Annotated in this window: 16 protein-coding genes; 6 read left to right on the top strand and 10 right to left on the bottom strand. The window is 72.5% G+C overall.

Annotation, left to right across the window (positions count from 1 at the left end):
* Positions 1 to 500: 500 nt before the first annotated feature.
* The 3 genes from ABZ990_RS17535 to ABZ990_RS17525 form a co-directional block, all read right to left on the bottom strand.
* Positions 501 to 1,790 carry a citrate synthase gene (locus ABZ990_RS17535; RefSeq protein WP_361231768.1) on the bottom strand — a complete coding sequence of 430 codons (1,290 nt, stop codon included), beginning with the start codon at positions 1,788 to 1,790 and terminating at the stop codon, positions 501 to 503.
* Positions 1,791 to 1,969: 179 nt separating this feature from the next.
* On the bottom strand, positions 1,970 to 4,183 hold the full coding sequence (locus ABZ990_RS17530) for an ATP-dependent RecD-like DNA helicase (RefSeq protein WP_361231766.1): 2,214 nt from the start codon (positions 4,181 to 4,183) through the stop codon (positions 1,970 to 1,972).
* A gap of 76 nt (positions 4,184 to 4,259) precedes the next feature.
* Positions 4,260 to 5,198, bottom strand: coding sequence for a LysR family transcriptional regulator (locus ABZ990_RS17525; protein ID WP_361231764.1), 939 nt, complete (start codon positions 5,196 to 5,198; stop codon positions 4,260 to 4,262).
* Positions 5,199 to 5,402: 204 nt separating this feature from the next.
* On the opposite strand from ABZ990_RS17525, the gene ABZ990_RS17520 reads away from it, so the two are divergent.
* Positions 5,403 to 6,674, top strand: coding sequence for an MFS transporter (locus ABZ990_RS17520; protein WP_361231854.1), 1,272 nt, complete (start codon positions 5,403 to 5,405; stop codon positions 6,672 to 6,674).
* A gap of 173 nt (positions 6,675 to 6,847) precedes the next feature.
* Here the strand turns inward: ABZ990_RS17520 and ABZ990_RS17515 are convergent, their stop codons facing one another.
* The 3 genes from ABZ990_RS17515 to ABZ990_RS17505 are packed head-to-tail and all read right to left on the bottom strand — an operon-like array spanning position 6,848 to position 10,019.
* Entirely contained in the window at positions 6,848 to 7,669 is an 822-nt protein-coding gene (locus ABZ990_RS17515) for a sugar phosphate isomerase/epimerase family protein (RefSeq protein WP_361231762.1), read from the bottom strand.
* Entirely contained in the window at positions 7,666 to 8,865 is a 1,200-nt protein-coding gene (locus ABZ990_RS17510; protein ID WP_361231760.1) for a dihydrodipicolinate synthase family protein, read from the bottom strand. The genes ABZ990_RS17515 and ABZ990_RS17510 overlap by 4 nt, the downstream gene beginning before the upstream one ends.
* The gene (locus tag ABZ990_RS17505) at positions 8,862 to 10,019 is read right to left on the bottom strand and encodes a Gfo/Idh/MocA family oxidoreductase (protein WP_361231758.1); all 1,158 of its coding nucleotides are present in this window, start codon (positions 10,017 to 10,019) and stop codon (positions 8,862 to 8,864) included. The genes ABZ990_RS17510 and ABZ990_RS17505 overlap by 4 nt, the downstream gene beginning before the upstream one ends.
* A gap of 215 nt (positions 10,020 to 10,234) precedes the next feature.
* Here ABZ990_RS17505 and ABZ990_RS17500 point away from each other — a divergent pair, with 215 nt between their 5' ends.
* From ABZ990_RS17500 to ABZ990_RS17490, 3 genes are all read left to right on the top strand, one after another.
* A complete protein-coding gene (locus ABZ990_RS17500) occupies positions 10,235 to 11,356 on the top strand; it encodes a LacI family DNA-binding transcriptional regulator (protein WP_361231756.1) in 1,122 nt (373 codons plus the stop codon).
* A gap of 549 nt (positions 11,357 to 11,905) precedes the next feature.
* Entirely contained in the window at positions 11,906 to 12,916 is a 1,011-nt protein-coding gene (locus ABZ990_RS17495) for a quinone oxidoreductase (protein ID WP_361231754.1), read from the top strand.
* Between the two features lie 36 nt (positions 12,917 to 12,952).
* Entirely contained in the window at positions 12,953 to 13,129 is a 177-nt protein-coding gene (locus tag ABZ990_RS17490; protein ID WP_361231752.1) for a hypothetical protein, read from the top strand.
* A gap of 65 nt (positions 13,130 to 13,194) precedes the next feature.
* On the opposite strand, the gene ABZ990_RS17485 is transcribed toward ABZ990_RS17490, so the two are convergent.
* From ABZ990_RS17485 to ABZ990_RS17470, 4 genes are all read right to left on the bottom strand, one after another.
* Positions 13,195 to 13,671, bottom strand: coding sequence for an SAM-dependent methyltransferase (locus ABZ990_RS17485; protein ID WP_361231750.1), 477 nt, complete (start codon positions 13,669 to 13,671; stop codon positions 13,195 to 13,197).
* 59 nt (positions 13,672 to 13,730) lie between these two features.
* Positions 13,731 to 14,294, bottom strand: coding sequence for an AAA family ATPase (locus tag ABZ990_RS17480; RefSeq protein WP_361231748.1), 564 nt, complete (start codon positions 14,292 to 14,294; stop codon positions 13,731 to 13,733).
* A gap of 62 nt (positions 14,295 to 14,356) precedes the next feature.
* The gene (locus tag ABZ990_RS17475) at positions 14,357 to 15,274 is read right to left on the bottom strand and encodes a hypothetical protein (RefSeq protein ID WP_361231746.1); all 918 of its coding nucleotides are present in this window, start codon (positions 15,272 to 15,274) and stop codon (positions 14,357 to 14,359) included.
* Positions 15,275 to 15,446: 172 nt separating this feature from the next.
* Positions 15,447 to 16,400 carry an EamA family transporter gene (locus tag ABZ990_RS17470; protein WP_361231744.1) on the bottom strand — a complete coding sequence of 318 codons (954 nt, stop codon included), beginning with the start codon at positions 16,398 to 16,400 and terminating at the stop codon, positions 15,447 to 15,449.
* A gap of 150 nt (positions 16,401 to 16,550) precedes the next feature.
* On the opposite strand from ABZ990_RS17470, the gene ABZ990_RS17465 reads away from it, so the two are divergent.
* Positions 16,551 to 17,495 carry a LysR family transcriptional regulator gene (locus tag ABZ990_RS17465; protein ID WP_361231742.1) on the top strand — a complete coding sequence of 315 codons (945 nt, stop codon included), beginning with the start codon at positions 16,551 to 16,553 and terminating at the stop codon, positions 17,493 to 17,495.
* Positions 17,496 to 17,761: 266 nt separating this feature from the next.
* Entirely contained in the window at positions 17,762 to 19,654 is a 1,893-nt protein-coding gene (locus ABZ990_RS17460; protein ID WP_361231740.1) for a glycoside hydrolase family 3 protein, read from the top strand.
* Positions 19,655 to 19,772 lie beyond the last annotated feature (118 nt).

Genomic DNA, 19,772 nt, shown 5'->3' with positions numbered 1-19,772 from the left:
TGCCAAGAACGTCTTGGGGGACGTTCATGGGATGTCTTGGGGGACGTCCCAGGCAAGCGCGGCCGGGGCACGTGCACAGGGGAGCTTTGAGCGGCCCTCCCGTACGTACCCCGGCAGACCGCGCCGACCGGCGCCCGGCCCGGATCCCGTGGGGGGAATCCGCACCGGGATATGGGAAGCGCCCCGTTCGTCGACCCGTGGGGGGATCGACGGCGGGGCGCTTCCGCTTATACGGCGCGGGGCCGGACCCGGATGGAGTCCGGCCCCGGAACCTCGAAGCCTCGGGCTTCGGGTCTCACGCCTCAAGCCTCAAGAACCTTCGCCGGATGACGGAGCCGCCGGCCGCGGCACGGCGGGCCGGGCTCCGTCACAGTGGGCTTCGGCGGGCCTGACCCGAGGGGCCGGGCCGCTTCGGCGGGTCTCGCTCAGCGGACCGCGCTTCGGCATGCCTGACTTCAGGGGACCTGCCCTCGGTGGACCTGACCTCGGCGGGTCTGGCTTCAGCGGGCCTCGACCGGGACGAAGTCGCGCTCGACGACGCCGGTGTAGATCTGGCGCGGGCGGCCAATGCGGGAACCCGGCTCCTTGATCATCTCGTGCCACTGGGCGATCCAGCCGGGGAGGCGGCCGAGGGCGAAGAGGACCGTGAACATCTCGGTCGGGAAGCCCATGGCGCGGTAGATCAGACCCGTGTAGAAGTCCACGTTCGGGTAGAGGTTGCGCGAGACGAAGTACTCGTCGGAGAGCGCGTGCTCTTCGAGCTTGAGCGCGATGTCCAGCAGCTCGTCGGACTTGCCGAGGGCCTTCAGGACGTCGTGCGCCGCCGCCTTGATGATCTTGGCGCGCGGGTCGAAGGACTTGTACACCCGGTGGCCGAAGCCCATCAGGCGGACGCCGTCCTCCTTGTTCTTCACCTTGGTGATGAAGGCGTCGACGTCGCCACCGTTGGCCTTGATGCCCTCGAGCATCTCCAGGACGGACTGGTTGGCGCCACCGTGCAGCGGGCCCCACAGGGCCGAGATGCCGGCGGAGATCGAGGCGAACATGTTCGCCTGCGAGGAGCCGACCAGACGGACCGTGGAGGTCGAGCAGTTCTGCTCGTGGTCCGCGTGCAGGATCAGCAGCTTGTTGAGCGCCGAGACGACGACCGGGTCGAGGTCGTACTCCTGGGCCGGGACCGAGAAGGTCATGCGCAGGAAGTTCTCGACGTAGCCCAGGTCGTTGCGCGGGTAGACGAACGGGTGACCGATCGACTTCTTGTACGCGTACGCCGCGATCGTCGGCAGCTTGGCCAGCAGCCGGATCGTGGAGAGGTGACGCTGCTCCTCGTCGAACGGGTTGTGGCTGTCCTGGTAGAAGGTGGACAGCGCGGAGACCACGGACGACAGCATGGCCATCGGGTGGGCGTCACGCGGGAAGCCGCGGAAGAAGTTCTTGACGTCCTCGTGGACCAGCGTGTGCTGGGTGATCTCGTTCTGGAAGACCGTGAGCTCGTCCCCGGTGGGGAGCTCGCCGTTGATCAGGAGGTAGGCCACCTCCAGGAAGCTGGACTGCTCGGCGAGCTGCTCGATCGGGTAGCCGCGGTACCGCAGGATGCCCTGCTCGCCGTCCAGGTAGGTGATGGCGGATTTATAGGCGGCGGTGTTGCCGTATCCGCTGTCCAGGGTGACCAGACCGGTCTGGGCTCGGAGCTTCCCGATGTCGAAGCCCTTGTCGCCGACGGTGCTCTCGACCACCGGGTAGGTGTATTCACCGTCCGCGTACCGCAGTACTACAGAGTTGTCGCTCACGTCATCCCTCACCGACGTAGTGCCTCTTCTTCGAGGTGCCCTGACTGTCTCTACCATCCCCCATTTGGCTCAGGAGAGTGCACTCGGGGTCGACCATTGGGCCAATTGGCGGCACTCAGTGCCGCCAACCTGCATATCCTGCCCCCTTCGCCCCGGTTCCGAAAGCCCCTCGTGATCTTTCACACGAGAGCACCCCCTGTGAGCCGGTACGCGAGTGCGGTAAAGCGCCGTCCGGCGGAGACCGTACGGACGGCCTGGGCGATCGCCCGACGGGAGCCGACCAGCACCACGAGCTTCCGGGCCCGGGTGACGGCCGTGTAGAGCAGATTGCGCTGGAGCATCGTCCAGGCGCTGGTGGTGACCGGGATCACCACGGCCGGGTACTCGCTGCCCTGCGAGCGGTGGATGGTCACAGCGTAGGCATGGGCCAGCTCGTCCAGCTCGTCGAAGTCGTACGGCACCTCCTCGTCCTCGTCCGTGCGGACGACGAGCCGCTGCTCGTCCGCGTCGAGGGAGGTCACGACGCCGACCGTGCCGTTGAAGACGCCGTTGGCGCCCTTCTCGTAGTTGTTGCGGATCTGGGTGACCTTGTCGCCGACCCGGAAGACCCGGCCGCCGAACCGCTTCTCGGGCAGGTCGGGGCGGGCGGGGGTGACGGCCTGCTGGAGCAGTCCGTTGAGCGCGCCGGCGCCGGCGGGGCCCCGGTGCATGGGGGCGAGGACCTGTACGTCCCGGCGCGGGTCGAGCCCGAACTTCGCCGGGATCCGGCGGGCGGCGACCTCCACGGCGACCCGGGCGGCGTCCTCGGTCTCTTCCTCGGCGAAAAGGAAGAAGTCCGTCAGACCGGTGGTGACGGGCGGGGCGCCCGCGTTGATCCGGTGCGCGTTGGTGACCACCCCGGACTGCTGGGCCTGCCGGAAGATCCGGGTCAGCCGGACCGCCGGGACGGGGCTGCCGGGTGTCAGCAGATCCCCCAGGACCTCGCCGGCGCCGACCGACGGCAGCTGGTCCACGTCCCCCACGAGCAGCAGATGGGCACCGGGTGCCACCGCCTTCACGAGCTTGTTCGCGAGCAGCAGGTCCAGCATGGACGCCTCGTCGACCACCACCAGGTCGGCGTCGAGGGGGCGGTCCCGGTCGTACGCCGCGTCCCCGCCCGGTTTCAGCTCCAGGAGCCGGTGCACGGTCGACGCCTCGGCTCCGGTCAGCTCCGCGAGCCGCTTCGCGGCCCGGCCGGTGGGCGCGGCGAGGACGACCTTGGCCCGCTTGGCCCGGGCCAGCTCCACGATCGAGCGGACCGTGAACGACTTGCCGCAGCCGGGGCCGCCGGTGAGCACCGCGACCTTGCGGGTCAGCGCGAGCCGTACCGCCTGTTCCTGCTCCGGGGCGAGCGACGCCCCGGTCCGCCGGGCCAGCCAGGCCAGCGCCTTGTCCCAGTCCACGTCCCCGAAGCCCGGCATCCGGTCCTCCTCGGCGCCGAGGAGACGGCGGACCTGCCCCGCGAGGGACAGCTCGGCCCGGTGGAACGGGATCAGGTACACCCCCGTGACGGGCAGCCCCTCGGGGCCGGGGACCTTCTCCCGTACGACCCCTTCGGGGTCCTCGGCGAGCTCCCCCAGACAGTCGATGACCAGGCCCGTGTCCACCTGGAGCAGCTTCACGGCGTCGGCGATGAGGCGTTCCTCCGGCAGGAAGCAGTGGCCCTGGTCGGTGGACTGCGACAGCGCGTACTGGAGCCCGGCGCGCACCCGGTCGGGGCTGTCGTGCGGGATGCCGACGGCCTGGGCGATCCGGTCGGCGGTGAGGAAGCCGATGCCCCAGACGTCGGCGGCGAGCCGGTACGGGAGGTTCTTCACCACGGAGATCGAGGCGTCCCCGTACTTCTTGTAGATACGGACGGCGATGGAGGTCGAGACGCCGACGCTCTGGAGGAAGATCATGACCTCCTTGATCGCCTTCTGCTCCTCCCAGGCCGTGCCGATCAGCTTCGTGCGCTTCGGGCCGAGGCCGGGCACCTCGACGAGCCGCTTCGGCTCGGTCTCGATGACGTCGAGGGTGTCCGTGCCGAAGTGGTCGACGATGCGCTCGGCGATCCGGGGGCCGATGCCCTTGATGAGACCGGAGCCGAGATAGCGGCGGATGCCCTGGATGGTGGCGGGCAGGACCGTGGTGAAGTTCTCGCAGGTGAACTGTCTGCCGTACTGGGGATGGGAGCCCCAGCGGCCCTCCATCCGCAGCGACTCCCCCGGCTGGGCGCCGAGCAGCGAGCCGACGACCGTGAGCAGATCACCGGCGCCCCGGCCGGTGTCGACACGGGCGACGGTGTACCCGCTTTCCTCGTTGGCGTAGGTGATCCGCTCCAGGACACCTTCGACCACTGCCAGGTTGGACATGTGCCGACCGTATCGAAGGTCTCGGACACCACGCGGGGCCTGTGGACAACTCCGTGGAGACCTCCATGGTGGGGACTCAGCTTGAGGGCGTCCAGGGCGGGACCCAGGTGCCGTCCGGGGCCTCGGGAGCCGGGGGCAGGGCGGCGAGGTGGGCGCGGAGGCCGGCCAGGGCCGGGTGCGGGTTGTCGCGGTGCCACAGGAGCGAGTGCGGGTAGACGGGGGTGGGGCCGGTCACCGGGATCCGGCGCAGGCCGTGGCCGGTGGGCCACACCAGACGGGTCTGCTCGCTCATGAACGTGGCCAGGGCCGGGGTGTCGGCGATGGTGTCGAGGAGCGCGTCGGAGCCGAAGTTGGGGCCGGTCGACTCGATGGTGAGGCCGAACTCCGCGACGAGGTCGTCGTAGTAGGCGGCCCACTCGGTGCCGGGGGCGATGCCGGGCATCCAGATCCGGTGGCCGGCCAGCTCCGGCAGGGGCACCGAGCGGGCGGACGCCAGCGCGTGACCGGGGCCGGTGAGGAGCTGGAGGGGCTCGTCGAAGACCCGGACGGAGGCGATGTCCGCGGGGAGCGGGTGCCCGGGCGCGCCGACGGCGCGGAAGGTCGCGTCGATCGTGCCGGACCGGAGGGCGGCCACCGCCTCGTCCATGCCGAACAGCTTCAGTACGTCGAGTTCGACGTCGGGGTGGAGCCGGTGGAAGTCGCGCATCAGGCCGGAGGCGGCGCCACGCAGATTGATCACGTCGACGCGCAGCGGACGAAGTCCGACGCGGACGGACGCGATCGCGCGGTCGGCGACTCTCAGCAGTTCGCGCGCGTGGGGCAGGAAAGCCTGCCCGTCGATGGTCGGCTCGGCGCCGCGCGGCGTACGGGTGAACAGCCGCACCCCGAGTTCCCGCTCCAGCGCGGCGACGCGCTTGGAGACGGCCTGCTGGCTGACGGCCAGCTCGGCGGCGGCTTCCTGGAACTGTCCCGCGTCGGCGGCGGTGACGAAGGTTCGAACGGCTTCAAGGTCCATGCCCTGACTGTAGGGGAACAACCAGTGGTTGTAGCGATGAGGGCTTTTGGTTGTTTGATCCTGGCCGGTGCCGCTCGTTTGGATGCATGCGATCGCTTGTTGGTTGTACGGGCGGGCGGATGTGAGCGGCGAGAGGGGTCGGACGTGGATGGTGGGCGACGGTGGGGTCGGGGGGCGGGGTCCGGGCCGAGGGCGGGACGGTGGCTGGGGCTGGGGTGGGGGCCAGGGCCGGGGCTGGGGCGGCCGTTCGGGTGGCTCTGGGGCGCCTATGGGACCAGCGCGCTCGGGACGTGGCTCGCGTTCGGCGCGCTGCCGCTGATCGCCGTCCGGGTACTGGACGCCGGGCCCGCCCAGGTCGCGGCGCTGTCCTCGGTGGGGGCGGCGGTGGGCGCGGTCGTGGCGGTGCCGCTCGGGCCGTGGGTGGAGTTCCGCCGCAAGCGGCCGGTGCTGATCGGGATGGACCTGGCGCGCTGCGCGGCACTGCTGACGATTCCCGCCGCGTACGCGCTCGGGGTGCTCACCTTCGTCCAGCTGCTGCTGGTGTCCGTCACCGTCGCGGCGGCCGACATCACCTTCCGGGCCGCCTCGGGCGCGTATTTGAAGACGCTTCTGCCGGCCGGGGACCTGCTCGCCGCGAACGCGCGGTTCGAGTCCACCTCCTGGACGACCACGATCATCGGGCCGCCGCTGGGCGGGGCGATGATCGGACTGCTCGGGCCGGTGGCCACGGTGGTGGCCGACGCGGTCAGCTATCTGCTGTCGGCCCTGGGGATCCGCGCGATCAGGGGCGGGGAGGCGCGGCCCGCGGCACGCCCGGAGGGCGGCCGGATGCGGGCCGGTGAGCTGCTCGACGGGTGGCGGCACATCCTCGGGGACCCGGAACTGCGTCCCCTCTTCTTCCACACCGCCCTGTTCAACGGCCTGGTGATGGCCACCGAGCCGCTGCTCGCCGTCCTGCTGCTCGGCCGGCTCGGCTTCACTCCCTGGCAGTACGGGCTCGCCTTCGCCGTGCCCGCGATCGGCGGACTCGTCGGGGCGCGGCTGGCCCGGCCGCTGGCCGCCCGGTTCGGGCGGCACCGGGTCCTGGTCGGCTCCGGGGCGCTGCGGGCGCTGTGGCCCGTCGGCCTCGTCTTCGTCGGGCCGGGGACCGGCGGGCTGCTCCTGGTGATGGGCGTCGAGTTCGGGCTGATCTTCTGGTGCGCGGTCTTCAACCCGGTCTCCGCGACCCTCCGGCTGGAGCTCACCCCGGCCGACCGGGTCGCCCGCACGCTGACCGCCTGGTCGGTGTCGGCCAAGGCCACCACCGCGCTCCTGACGGCGGTGTGGGGCGTGCTGGGCTCCCTGCTCGGTCCGCGTACGGCTCTCGGTCTCGCCGGGGTGCTCCTCCTCGCGACCCCGCTGCTGCTTCCGCGCCGGCCGGCAGCGTCGGCACCGGATGACGCGCGGGCGGCGGATCCGGCGCCGAGTGGGGTGTGAGGGGGCGGGCGCGCGGGTGGGGGCGGGGCCGGGGAGGCCGGGGCGGGCATATGCCTGACGGCAGCGGCGGGAGGGTCGGCATATGCCCGGATGGCGCCGTCGGCAGCCGGGCATATGCTCCACCCGGCCGCCGCTCTCTTCCGGCCGCCTCTTCCGCTCGCCCCCCCTGACGGTCACACCGCCAGGAACGCTCCGACCGTCTCCTCCAGCACCTCCACGCCGTCCCGTTCCCACAACTCGTCGTTGAAGAGTTCGACCTCGACCGGGCCGGTGTACCCCGCCTCGGCGACAAGCGCGCACCACCCGGGCAGGTCGATCGACCCGGTGCCGAGCTGGCCGCGCCCATGGAGCACCCCGGCCGGGAGCGGGGTGATCCAATCGGCGAGCTGGAAGGCGTGGATACGGCCCGCCGCGCCCGCGCGGGCCACGGCGGCGGGAGCCCGGTCGTCCCACCACAGGTGGTACGTGTCGACGACCACGCCGACCTGATCCGCCGGGAACTCCTCGGCGATCGCCAGCGCCTGGTCCAGGGTGGAGACGGCGCAGCGGTCGGCGGCGAACATCGGGTGCAGGGGTTCGACGGCGAGCCGGACGCCATGCTCCGCCGCGTACGGGGCGAGCCGCCCGATCGCGTCGGTGATCCGGGCCCGGGCGGCGGCCAGGTCACGGCTGCCGGCCGGGAGCCCGCCGGAGACCAGGACGAGGGTGTCCGTGCCGAGGACCGCGCACAGGTCGACGGCTCTGCGGTTGTCGTCCCACCAGTCCCCGCCGTCGCCGGTGCCGGTGCCGGTGAAGAAGCCGCCCCGGCACAGGGTGCTGACAGTGAGTCCCGCGTCCCGGACGAGCCGGGCGGCGGCGTCGGCGCCGTACTCCTCGACCGGTGCGCGCCACAGGCCGACGCCCGGGATGCCGAGCCGGACGCAGTGGGCGACCAGAGCGAGCAGCGGAAGCCGGCGGACGGTCATCTGGTTGACGCTGAGGCGGTCGAGGTTCACTGCGGCACTCCGTACACCGTGAGCAGGGCCCGCATCCGGGCTTCGGCGCGGGCCGGATCGGGGAACAGGCCGAGCCCGTCGGCCAGTTCGTATGCCCGCGCGAGATGCGGCAGCGAGCGGGCGGACTGCAGTCCACCGGGCATCGCGAAGTGGTCCTGGTGGCCGGCGAGCCAGGCGAGGAGGACCACGCCCGTCTTGTAGAAGCGGGTCGGCGGTTCGAAGAGATGGCGGGAGAGGGCGACGGTGGGATCGAGGAGCGCGTGGAAGCCGTCGGGGTCGCCCGTGTCGAGGAGCTGTACGGCCTCGGCCGCCAGTGGGCCGAGCGGGTCGAAGATCCCGAGCAGCGCGTGGCTGAACCCCTGGTCGTCGCCCGCGATCAGCTCGGGGTAGTGGAAGTCGTCGCCGGTGTAGCAGCGCACGCCCGCCGGGAGGCGGCGGCGCAGGGCGACCTCGCGGCCGGCGTCGAGCAGGGAGATCTTGACGCCGTCGACCTTGTCGGGGTGGGCGGCGACGATCTCCAGGAGGGTCTTGGTGGCGGCGTCGGGATCGGCCGAGCCCCAGTAGCCTTCGAGTGCCGGGTCGAACATCGGGCCGAGCCAGTGCAGGATCACCGGTTCGGCGGCCTGGCGCAGCAGATGCCCATAGAGCTCCTGGTAGTCCTCCGGGCCACTCGCGGTGGCGGCCAGGGCGCGGGAGGCGAGGAGGACGGCCTGGGCGCCGGACTCCTCGGCGACGGCGAGTTGCTCCTCGTACGCCTGCCGAATCCTCAACGTATCGGTTACTCCGTCGAGTTGGTCGGTTCCGACGCCGCAGGCGATCCGTCCGCCGACCGCCTTGGCCTCGGCGCCGGAGCGGCGGATCAGTTCGGCCGCGCCCACCCAGTCCAGTCCCATGCCGCGTTGCGCGGTGTCCATCGCCTCGGCGACGCCGAGTCCGTGCGCCCACAGGTGGCGGCGGAAGGCGAGGGTGGCGTCCCAGTCGAGGACGGCGGGCCCGTCCGGGGTGACGTCGGCGCGCGGGTCGGCGACCACATGGGCGGCGGCGAAGACGGTACGGGAGGCCGGCGACCCGGTCCCGGCGACCCCGCCCGTCCCTGCGGCCCCCGCAGCCCCGGCCGGATGCGGGTCCCGGGGTGCGGTGCGCGGCTCGTACGCCCGTACGCCTCCACCGTCCCGCCGGGGAAGGAAAAGGGTCACAGGGCCACCTCGGGAACGTCGAGACGGCGGCCCTCGGCGGCGGACCGCAGGCCGAGTTCGGCGAGCTGGACGCCTCGCGCGCCCGCGAGCAGGTCCCAGCGGTACGACTCTCCGAGGTAGATGTGGCGGAGGAAGAGTTCCCACTGCGCCTTGAAGCCGTTGTCGAACTCCAAGTTGTCCGGGACCTCTTGCCACTGGTCGCGGAAGGAGGGGCCCGCGCCCAGCGGGAGGTCCGGGTTCCAGACCGGCTTCGGGGTGGTCGAGCGGTGCTGGACACGGCAGCCGCGCAGGCCCGCGACGGCCGAGCCGTGGGTGCCGTCGACCTGGAACTCCACGAGCTCGTCGCGGTGGACGCGGACCGCCCAGGAGGAGTTGATCTGGGCGATCGCGCCGCTCTCCAACTGGAAGATGCCGTACGCGGAATCGTCGGCGGTCGCCGCGTACGCCCGGCCCCGCTCGTCCCAGCGGCGCGGGATGTGGGTGGCGACCTGGGCGGTGACGGAGGTGACCCGGCCGAAGAGTTCGTGGAGCACGTACTCCCAGTGCGGGAACATGTCGGTGACGATGCCGCCGCCGTCCTCGGCGCGGTAGTTCCAGCTGGGGCGCTGGGCTTCCTGCCAGTCGCCCTCGAAGACCCAGTAGCCGAACTCTCCGCGCACGGAGAGGATTTCACCGAAGAAGCCGCCGTCGACGAGACGCTTCAGCTTGCGCAGCCCGGGCAGGAAGAGTTTGTCCTGGACGACGCCGTGCCGGACGCCCCGGGCCTCGGCGAGCCGGGCGAGCGCGAGGGCGCCGGCCAGATCACCGGCGGTGGGTTTCTCGGTGTAGACGTGCTTGCCGGCGGTGATGGCCTTGGTGAGCGCGGCCACCCGCGCCGAGGTCACCTGGGCGTCGAAGTAGAGGTCGACGGTGTCGTCGGCGAGGACGGCGTCGAGGTCGGTGGACCACGCGTCGAGCCCGTGGCGCTCGGCGAGCGCGCGCAGGGCGGGTTCACGGCGGCCGACGAGCACCGGCTCGGGCCACAGGGTCTCGCCGTTCCCGAGGTCGAGGCCGCCCTGCTCGCGCAGCGCGAGGATCGAGCGGACGAGGTGCTGACGGTGGCCCATGCGGCCGGTGACACCGTTCATGGCGATGCGGACGGTCCTGCGCGTCACGGTCGAGTCCCCTCCCCGGCCGGGCACTCCGCTCCCCCGGGGCGGCGGACGGCCGGAGCGCCCGGCCGGGGTGGCCGTCCGGGACGTCCGCCCCGGCGCGCGCCTCTGACGTACGCCCCTGGTGAGGGTTCCCGCCGGATAGAAAGCGCTTTCAGTCCCTGATGACGCTAGCCTGCCGACATCACCGTCGACAAGGGCCCGGAGGTTCCTACTCGATGACCGTCACCCTGGCGGAGGTGGCCACCCGCGCGGGGGTCTCCCCCGCGACCGTCTCCCGTGTCCTCAACGGCAATTACCCCGTCGCGGCGGCGACCCGTGAGCGGGTGCTGCGCGCGGTCGACGAGCTGGACTACGTGCCCAACGGCCCGGCCAGTTCGCTCGCCGCCGCCACCTCCGACCTGGTCGGCATCCTCGTCAACGACATCGCCGACCCCTTCTTCGGGATCATCGCGGGGGCGGCGCAGAGCGCGCTCGGCGAGGACACGGCGAGCCGGGGCGCGGGCGGAGTCGGGGCCGGGGGCGGGAAGTTGGCCGTCGTCTGCAACACCGGTGGCTCCCCCGAGCGTGAACTGACCTATCTCACCCTGCTCCAGCGCCAGCGCGCCGCCGCCGTGATCCTCACCGGCGGCTCCCTGGAGGACGACGCGCACCAGGCAGCGGTGACCGCCAAGCTGACCCGGCTCGCCGAGGCTGGAACCCGGGTGGTGCTGTGCGGGCGCCCGCCGCTCGCCGTGCCCGCGGCCGGGCCCGGGCCTGGACTTGGCGGTGCCGACGGGGGGCCCGGGGCGGGACTACCCCCGTTCACCACGCTCGCGTTCGACAACCGGGGCGGGGCCCGTCGCCTCACCGAGCATCTGCTCGCGCTCGGCCACCGGCGGATCGGGTACGCGGCGGGGCCGGCAGGCCATACGACGACCCGGCACCGGCTCGAAGGCCACCGCACGGCGCTGCGGGCGGCCGGGGTGCCCGAAGGCCCCACGACCCACGGCCCGTACGACCGGACCACCGGCTACCGCGCCGCCCTCGAACTCCTGGAACAGACTCCCGACTTGACGGCCGTGGTGGCCGCCAACGACACCATCGCCCTCGGCGTCTGCGCGGCGCTGCGCGAACGGGGTCTCGACATCCCCGGCGACGTCTCGGTCGCGGGCTTCGACGACCTGCCGTTCTCGGTGGACGCGGTGCCCGCGCTGACGACCGTACGTCTGCCGCTGTACGAGGCGGGTGCCCGCGCGGGACGGCTCGCTCTCGGTGGGGAACCCGTCCCGCCGGGCGGCCTGGCGACGGTCCCGGCGGAACTGGTGGTGCGGGGGACGACGGCGAAGCCGAGGGGCTAGCCCCCGCCCGGCGGGGGTGCGACGGCAGCGGGGAGGGGCCGCCCGAGCGCCTGGGACCTGCTCGCGGAAGCCCGGCTGCCCACCGGCCACCGCGTGGAGATCACGGCGGGGAGGATCGTCATGTCGCCGCACAGGGAGGCTCGTTGGTGGGGCGCCCTGTGCGCGGCCCCACAGATCGAAGTCGCCTCCGCAAGCACGCGGGGCAACGGCTTCCGGGAGAAGTCCGGATGTCATCGCGGGGTCGCCGGTACTGACGAGTGCGTTCCGCGCCGTCGCTGTCACGAGACCGGAAGCCTGGAGCCGGGGGACGAGCGAGCGGCGACCGGGAAGGCCCGCCCGGGACGACTCGGAAGCGGCGGGTGCCGCCTTCGTCGACTCTTGACCGCCTCGATCTCCTGCACCGGACCCGGGTGCAGAAGCAGGCGTCTCGGCTCTCGGCGGGGGCGGCGGGCTGGTCCGCTTGCCGGGAATCGGATCGCCGTCAACGGAGTTGGTGCGGGGTGAGCCGTTACTGACGATCCGTTATCGATGAGCCGTTGTTGGAGAACCATGCGCGCGATCCAGGTGTACGAAGTGGGCGGTCCCGAGGTGCTGCGGGAGGCCGAGGTGGACCAGCCTCGGCCTGGTCCGGGTGAGGCGGTCGTGGAAGTCGCCGCATCCGGCGTCAACTTCCTCGACGTCTACCACCGCGAAGGCCGGTACACCCTCCCGCTGCCCTTCACTCCGGGCGCCGAGGGCGCCGGCACGGTCGTCGAAGTCGGACCCGGCGTCACCGACGTCGCGGTCGGGGACCGGGTCGGTTGGGTGGAGATTCCCGGCTCGTATGCCGAGCGGGCCGTCGTGGACGCCTCCCGGCTGGTGCCGCTGCCCGACGACATCGACTTCGACACAGCCGCCGCCGTGCTCCTCCAAGGCATGACCGCGCACTATCTCGTCAAGGACGCCTACCCGGTCCAGGGGGGCGACACGGTGCTCGTGCATGCGGCCGCCGGCGGCATGGGGCTGCTTCTGACCCAGCTCGTCACCCATCTCGGCGGCAGGGTGATCGGCACGACGTCGACCGCGGCGAAGGCCGAGCTGGCGAAGCGTGCCGGGGCCGCCGAGGTGATCCTCTCCTCCTCGGTCGACGATCTCGCAGCCGAGGTGAGGCGGCTCAACGGCGGTCAGGGACTGCCGGTCGTCTTCGACGGCGTCGGCGCGCACACCTTCGACGCGAGCCTCGCCAGCCTGCGAGCCCGCGGCCATCTCGTGCTCTTCGGCGCGGCGAGTGGTGCCGTGCCTCCGTTCGATCCGATCCGGCTCGCCCACGGCGGTTCGCTGACCCTGATCCGGCCCAGCCTCGGGGACTTCATCGCCGATCGGTCCGAACTGCTCCGCCGGGCCACCGATGTGTTCGCGTGGGTGCGCTCCAAGGCGCTTGAGGTCACCGTGACGGGCCGCTACGCACTGTCCGAGGCCGCCCGGGCCCACAGCGATCTGGAGGCTCGGCGTACCACCGGCAAGCTGCTCCTCATACCCGAAGCGGCCGCTGCGGGACGCCGCGAGGAGACGCAGGGCTGATCGCGGGTGCCGAGGTCGGGGATCTCGAAGACCCGGATGCCGAGGGCATGGCCGCCCGTCATCGCCGAGATCCCCGAGGTCGCCGACAGCGTCGGGCACTCGGCGGGCCGGGATCGAGTTCCGGCGTGCCCCTTCGGCGAGGATCCGGTCCCGCCTCTCGAAGGACGCGAGATCGTCGTCGCGACGGACGGGTTTCCGCGCGAGCGGCGGTAGAGCCCGCCCCGGCCCGGCGCCGGGGGCCGGGGGCCGGGGGCCGGGGGCCGGGGGCCGGGGGCCGTTCAGTAGTAGCGGCGCATGATCTCGGTGGACCAGGCGGGCTGGGCGGTCGGGCCCTGGGGGCCGAACTCGGCCATGTACGGCTTGAGATCGAGCACCGGGGTGCCGTCGACCGCGTCCAGCCCCTGGACGTGGACGTCGAGGCCGCTGACGCGCAGGAGGCGGCAGCGCGAGACGCCGAGGCGGTTGGGCCGGTTCTTCCCGCGCTGGGCGAAGATGCCGACCAGCGGCCAGTCGGTGTTGCCGCGCGGATGACGGGCGCCGGTCTCCACGCGCTCCTCGGGCACCCGGTCGAAGTGGTAGACGACCTCCAGGTGCGAGAAGGCGTCGAGTCCGGCCAGCGCCTCGGGGCCGAAGCGCGTGGCGTCGAGCCGGATGACGGCGGTGACGTCCGCCCACGCGTCGTCCCGGACCTCGCTCCGGCCGCCGACGACATGGGCGACGGGGTGGGCAAGGATGCCTTCGGCGGGCTGCCCCATGGACTGTCTCTTCTCTCCGGTCGGACGGGGATGGTTCAGGGGCGGGGCCCGGGCCGGTGTCAGGCCAGGCCCGTCGCGGCCAGGACCGCCGACACCGTCTCCTCGACCGTCTGCCGCGCGTTGTCGATCCAGACGCCCTCCCCCGACAGCTCGGCGCGCATCGCCTCGTCGAGGAAGGTCCAGTCGGTGGTCAGCCGCTTGTCGCGGGCGTTGTTGCGCTCCCACGCCACCGCCGGGCCGGGGGCCAGGACGACCAGGTGGAACGGGACCCCCGCCGGCGCGTGCCGCCGGTAGTAGTCGAGGTGCGAGCGGCGGACGACCACGTCGTCCACGACCGGAAGGAAACCGGCGGCAGCGTAACTCCCGGCCAGCAGACAGGCGTTGCGGGCCCGTAGCAGGATCTGCCGGTCGGCCTCCGGATCGCTCTCGGGGCCGGGCCAGCGGCCGCCCCGGACGATCAGCTCCTGGAGCCCGTCCACCTCGATGCGCGCGGCACGCTCGAACCGCGCGGCGAGGGCCGCCGCCACGGTGCTCTTGCCGCTGCCCGGGATGCCGGCCAGGAGGACGACCCCGGGGGCGGGTTCGGGGGCGTCGACGACGATGTCGGCGAAGGAGAAGGTCATCCGGGGGCCTTTCGACTGCGGGCGGATCGGTCGGATCAGTGGGATCAGCGGAATCAGTGGGATCAGTGGGGCTTCACGCAGTATGCGGATTCCCCGGCGCCGGGGCTCAGGTATTTTGCCCGCAGGAGGTAGTCGGACGGGCCGCAGTCGGCCTTGGCGGCGACCTGGTAATCGGCGTCCGCCGAGGCGCAGTCCAGCTTCCACAGCTCCTGCTCGGGCCACCGCGCTTCGTTGTGGACGCAGTCGCCCGCCGACAGGCCCCGCAGCGCGGCGGCGGCGCCGTCCGCCCCGTAACTCCCCTGGCCGGCCGCGCCCTTCTCGCCGCCCGCGAACAGCCCGATCAGGAAGAGCACCCCGATCGTGGCCGCGAACAGCGCGATCGGGGGAAGGATCAGCAGCGCGGGCCAGCGGCGCAGGACACGCCGTCCGGGGTCGAGGGGCTGCCTCTGGGCACCGTACGGCTCGGGCAGCCGGCGCACGGCCGAGCGGGCACCGACGACGTTGGCCAGCACGATGAACGGGGTGATGAAGAACGAGAACGGCCCCCACCAGCCGCCCGCCAGGGTGTCGGAGGTCATCTTCCGGTAGACGGCCAGGCCGCAGGTCCGGCAGAGGACGGCGCGCCGGGTGAGCGTGCGCATCACGATGAGCATGCCCTGGTGCGCGCGGACGGTCACCGGCGCCGCGGGCTGCGCGCCGCACGCCTCGCACCACAGGGGCGCGGCGGCGTGCGGCGGGAAGGGCTGCGGTCCGTGGGGCTGTTGCCCGTACGACGGCTGCCCGTAGGGCTGTTGCGGGAAGGGCCCCGGCGGCCCGTACGGCTGCTGCGGGACGGGGCCCGGGCCCGGCGGGCCGTACGCCTGCGGATGTTGCTGCGGCGGCCCGAACGACTGCGTCGGGTACGGTTGTTGCGGGTGCGGTTGCGGCGGCGCGCCATACGGTCCGGGTGGCTGGTAGGGCGGCTGCTGCGGATGGGTCATGAAGCGGTTCCCCCGTTCGGCGTCGACACCGGAACCCTAGTGCCCCTCCCGGCAAGCTTTGCCCTGTCGCGCCGCCCGGCACGCACCCTCGCGGCGTTGCCCAAAAGCCCTGGTAGCTCCGCTACAAGGACTTCCGGCCGCCTTGCGATGGCACGCACCGTACGACGCTCCTTCACGGGCAAACATTGCCGGTCGCGGCACTAGCCGTCCGCTCCTCTACGACCTCCTGGACCTCCTGCCCTCCCCGGGGCCCAACAGGCTTGCACCGTACGGAAGTCAGCGCCACGCCTCCGACCAGCAGGGCCGCCGCGCACCAGCGCAGCGGGGTCACCGACTCGCCGAGGAACAGCGCCGCCGAGGAGACGCCGAAGACCGGGACGAGGAGCGAGAACGGCGCCACGGACGAGGCCGGGTGGCGGCGCAGCAGCCAGCCCCAGGCGCCGAAGCCGAAGACGGTGGTGATCCAGGCGACGTAGACGATGACTCCGGCGCCGGTCCAGTCGAGCGCCCGCAGCGCGTCGAGGTCCCGCCGAGGCCCTTCGATCAGGAGGGACAGGCCGAGCAGCGGCAGGACGGGCACGGTGCTGACCCACACCATGAAGTTGAGCGAGTCCGGCGGGGCGGCCTTGCGGGTGAGGACGTTGGAGACGCCCCAGCAGACGGCGGCGGCGATGACGAGGGCGAAGCCGGTGAGGGCGCCCTCGGCCCCGCCGTGGGCGGACGCCTCGTCGACGGCGGCGACCGCGATGCCGGCCAGCGCGACGCCCATGCCGATCAGCTTGGTCCGGCCGGGGCGCTCACCGAGGGCGAGGAAGGCGAACAGGGCGGTGAAGACCGCCTGGATCTGGAGGACCAGCGAGGACAGTCCGGCGGGCGCGCCCAGGCTCATGCCGGTGAAGAGCAGTCCGAACTTGGCGACGCCCAGGGCGAGTCCGACGCCCACGATCCACTTCCACGCCACCTTGGGGCGGCCGACGAAGAAGACGGCGGGCAGGGCCGCGACGAGGAAGCGGAGGGCGGAGAAGAGCAGCGGCGGGAAGTGGTCGAGGCCGATCTCGATGACGACGAAGTTCACTCCCCAGACGGCGGCGACCAGGGCGGCGAGAGCGATATGTGCGGGGCGCATACGGAGGAGCATCACCCGGCGCGAACATGTAGCACCAGCACGGATTCCTTCATGGTTGGATGAAGTACCGCTTCATCGTCGCCGGAAGAACCGGAACGAGACCCGGGCCGTGAGCCGGGAAGAGAACCGGAGAGAAGAGGGGGCACCGCGGTGCTGGATCTGGGACGCCTGCGGGCGCTGCACGCCGTCGCCGTGCACGGTACGGTCGGCGCCGCTGCCGCCGCCCTCGGCTACACCCCCTCGGCGGTCTCGCAGCAGATCGCCAAACTGGAGCGGGAGACCCGTACGACCCTGCTGGAGCGCGAGGGCCGGGGCGTCCGGCTCACCGACGAGGCACGCGCGCTCGCCGACACCGCCGAGCGGCTGCTCGCGCTGGTCGAGGAGGCCGAGGTACGACTGGAGGAGGGCCGCGGACAGCCGGCCGGACGGCTGCGGATCGGCTGCTTCGCGAGCGGCGCGCGCGGGCTGATGCCCCGGGTGCTCGCAGAATTGATGCGCCGCCACCCTGCCCTGGACGCCCGCCTTTCCGAGGTGGATCCGCATGTCTCGGTGGATCTGGTCGCGCGGGGCGTGCTCGATCTGGCCGTGGCGCACGACTGGGACATCGCGCCGCTGCCGGTGCCGCCGGAGGTGGAGCAGGCGGTGATCGGGCCCGACCGGTGCGACATCCTGGTGCCGCGCGGGCACCGGCTCGCGGAGCGGGACACCGTACGCCGGGAAGAGTTGGCGGAGGAGCGGTGGATCACCCAGCCGCCGGGCACGGTCTGCCACGACTGGCTGATCCGGACGCTGCGGGCGACCGGGTACGAGCCGCTCGTCGCCCATCAGGCCGAGGAGAACCACACCCAGGTCGCGCTGGTCGCGGCCGGGCTCGGGATCGCGCTGGTGCCCCGGCTCGGGCGCGGGGCGCTGCCGCCGGAGGTGGTGCCGCTGCGGCTCGACCCGGTCCCGACCCGGTGGCTGCGGGCGCTGTGGCGGACGGGTGCGGCGCGCCGGCCGGCGATCACGGAGACGGTGCGCACGCTCCAGGAGCTGTGGCCGGAGGTGGCGGAGGCGCACGCGGCGCCCATGGCGGCACCCGTGGCGGCGGTCTGACGGGCCTCCAGCCCCCTGGCGGCGATCAGCGGCACCGGGGGTCACGGTCGTCGGCGGGTCGGCGCGGGTCGGTCGGTTCGGCGGTCGTACGTACGCGCGGCGCGCCACCCACACGTACCTCAGCCGCTCCTCCCGCCCCTCCCGCACCACCGCCATGCCGCTCACCGCCGGAAGGATCTTTCTTCCGCCGATCCGGATCATTCTTGTGCGGATCCTTGACCTGGCAGTTACTTTCCGGCTATCCGTGCACCTTGGAAGTTTCTTTCATGGAAGGAGCACGAGTGCAGCACCGCGCCCCATCCCCCTCCAGACGTACTCTCCTCACGGTGTCCGCCGCCGCCGCGGCCGCCGCCGTCACCGGTGTGGCCGCCCCGATCGCCCAGGCCGGCACCCCCACCGCGACCACGGCCGGCACCCCGGCCGGAGCCGCCGGAACCACCTCCGCCGCCCACGACCGGACGCTCCGCGCCCTGATCTCCCGCATGTCGCTGGAGGAGAAGGTCGGCCAGCTCTTCGTCATGCGGGTCTACGGCCATTCGGCCACCGCCCCCGACCAGGCCGACATCGACTCCAACCTCCAGGAACTCGGCGTCCGCACCGCCGCCGAACTCGTCGCGCGCTACCACGTCGGCGGCATCATCTACTTCGCGTGGGCGCACAACACCCGCGACCCGCACCAGATCGCCGAGCTGTCCAACGGCATCCAGCGGGCCGGACTCGCCCAGTCCACCCCGCTGCCGCTGCTGATCGCGACCGACCAGGAGCACGGCATCGTCTGCCGGGTGGGCAAGCCCGCCACCCTGATGCCCGGCGCGATGGCGCTCGGCGCGGGCGGCTCGCACGCCGACGCCCGCAAGGCCGCCCAGATCGCGGGCGCCGAACTGGCCGCCGTCGGCATCCGGCAGAACTACGCCCCGGACGCCGACGTCAACGTCAACCCGGCCAACCCGGTCATCGGCGTACGTTCCTTCGGCGCCGATCCCGATTCCGTGGCCGCGATGGTGTCCGCGCAGGTCAAGGGCTACCAGCAGGGCGGGGTCGCGTCGACCGCGAAGCACTTCCCGGGCCACGGGGACACCGCCACCGACAGCCACTACGGGCTGCCGACCATCACCCACACCCGTGAGCAGTGGGGCGCGCTGGACGCGCCGCCGTTCCGTGCCGCCGTCGCCGCCGGCATCGACTCGATCATGACCGCGCACATCGTCGTGCCCGCGCTCGACCCGAGCGAGGATCCGGCGACCCTCTCCCGCCCGATCCTCACCGGGATCCTCCGCGAGCAGCTCGGCTACGACGGCGTGGTCGTCACCGACTCGCTCGGGATGGAAGGGGTACGGACGAAGTACGGCGACGCGCGGGTCGCGGTGCTCGCGCTCAAGGCGGGCGTGGACCAACTCCTCAACCCGCCGGACCTGTCGGTCTCCTGGAACGCGGTGCTCGCCGCCGTGAAGAACGGCGAGCTGACCGAGGCCCGTCTTGACGAATCGATCCTGCGGATCCTGCGGCTCAAGACCAAGCTCGGCCTGTTCAAGGACCCGTACGTCACCCACGCGGGCGTCGACCGGACCGTGGGCACGGCCGCGCATCTCGCGCACGCCGACCGGATCGCCGAGCGGACCACGACCCTGCTGGTCAACGAGGGCGGTTTCCTGCCGGTCAACCGGCGCAGCCACCCCAAGGTCCTCGTCGTCGGCGCCGACCCGGCCTCGCCGTCCGGCACCACCGGACCGCCGACCGCGACCCTGACCGGTGCGCTGAGCGAACTCGGCTTCTCCGCCAGGGCGTTGTCCACCGGCACCACGCCGACGGCCGCGCAGATCGACCAGGCGGTGGCGGCCGCCGCCGGGCAGGACCTGGTCCTCGTCGGCACGTACAACCTGTCGGCCACCAGCCCCCAGCGCACCCTGGTGGACCGCCTGGTGGCGACCGGGGTGCCGGTCGTGACGATCGCCATCCGCAACCCGTACGACGTGGCCCACACCCGGGGCCAGCGCGCCACGCTCGCCACCTACTCCTGGACGGATGTCGAACTCCAGGCGGTGGTACGGGTGTTGGCGGGCCGGGTCGATCCGCGCGGTCGGCTGCCCGTACCCGTGCAGAGCGCGGCCGACCCGGCGAAGACGCTCTACCCGGTGGGCTACGGCCTGTCGTACGCGTAGCCGCGCCGACCGGGAAGCGGACGCCCCACGCGCCGCGCCCGCACCCACGCGAGCCGGCCCTCCGTCCGCCGGGGACGGAGGGCCGGCTCGTCTCTCATCTCTTCAACTTCGCGCGGTT

Origin of the sequence: Streptomyces sp. NPDC046203 (assembly GCF_040646255.1) — a bacterium.
Classification (GTDB): domain Bacteria; phylum Actinomycetota; class Actinomycetes; order Streptomycetales; family Streptomycetaceae; genus Streptomyces.
This window is presented reverse-complemented; position numbering and strand designations above follow the sequence as displayed.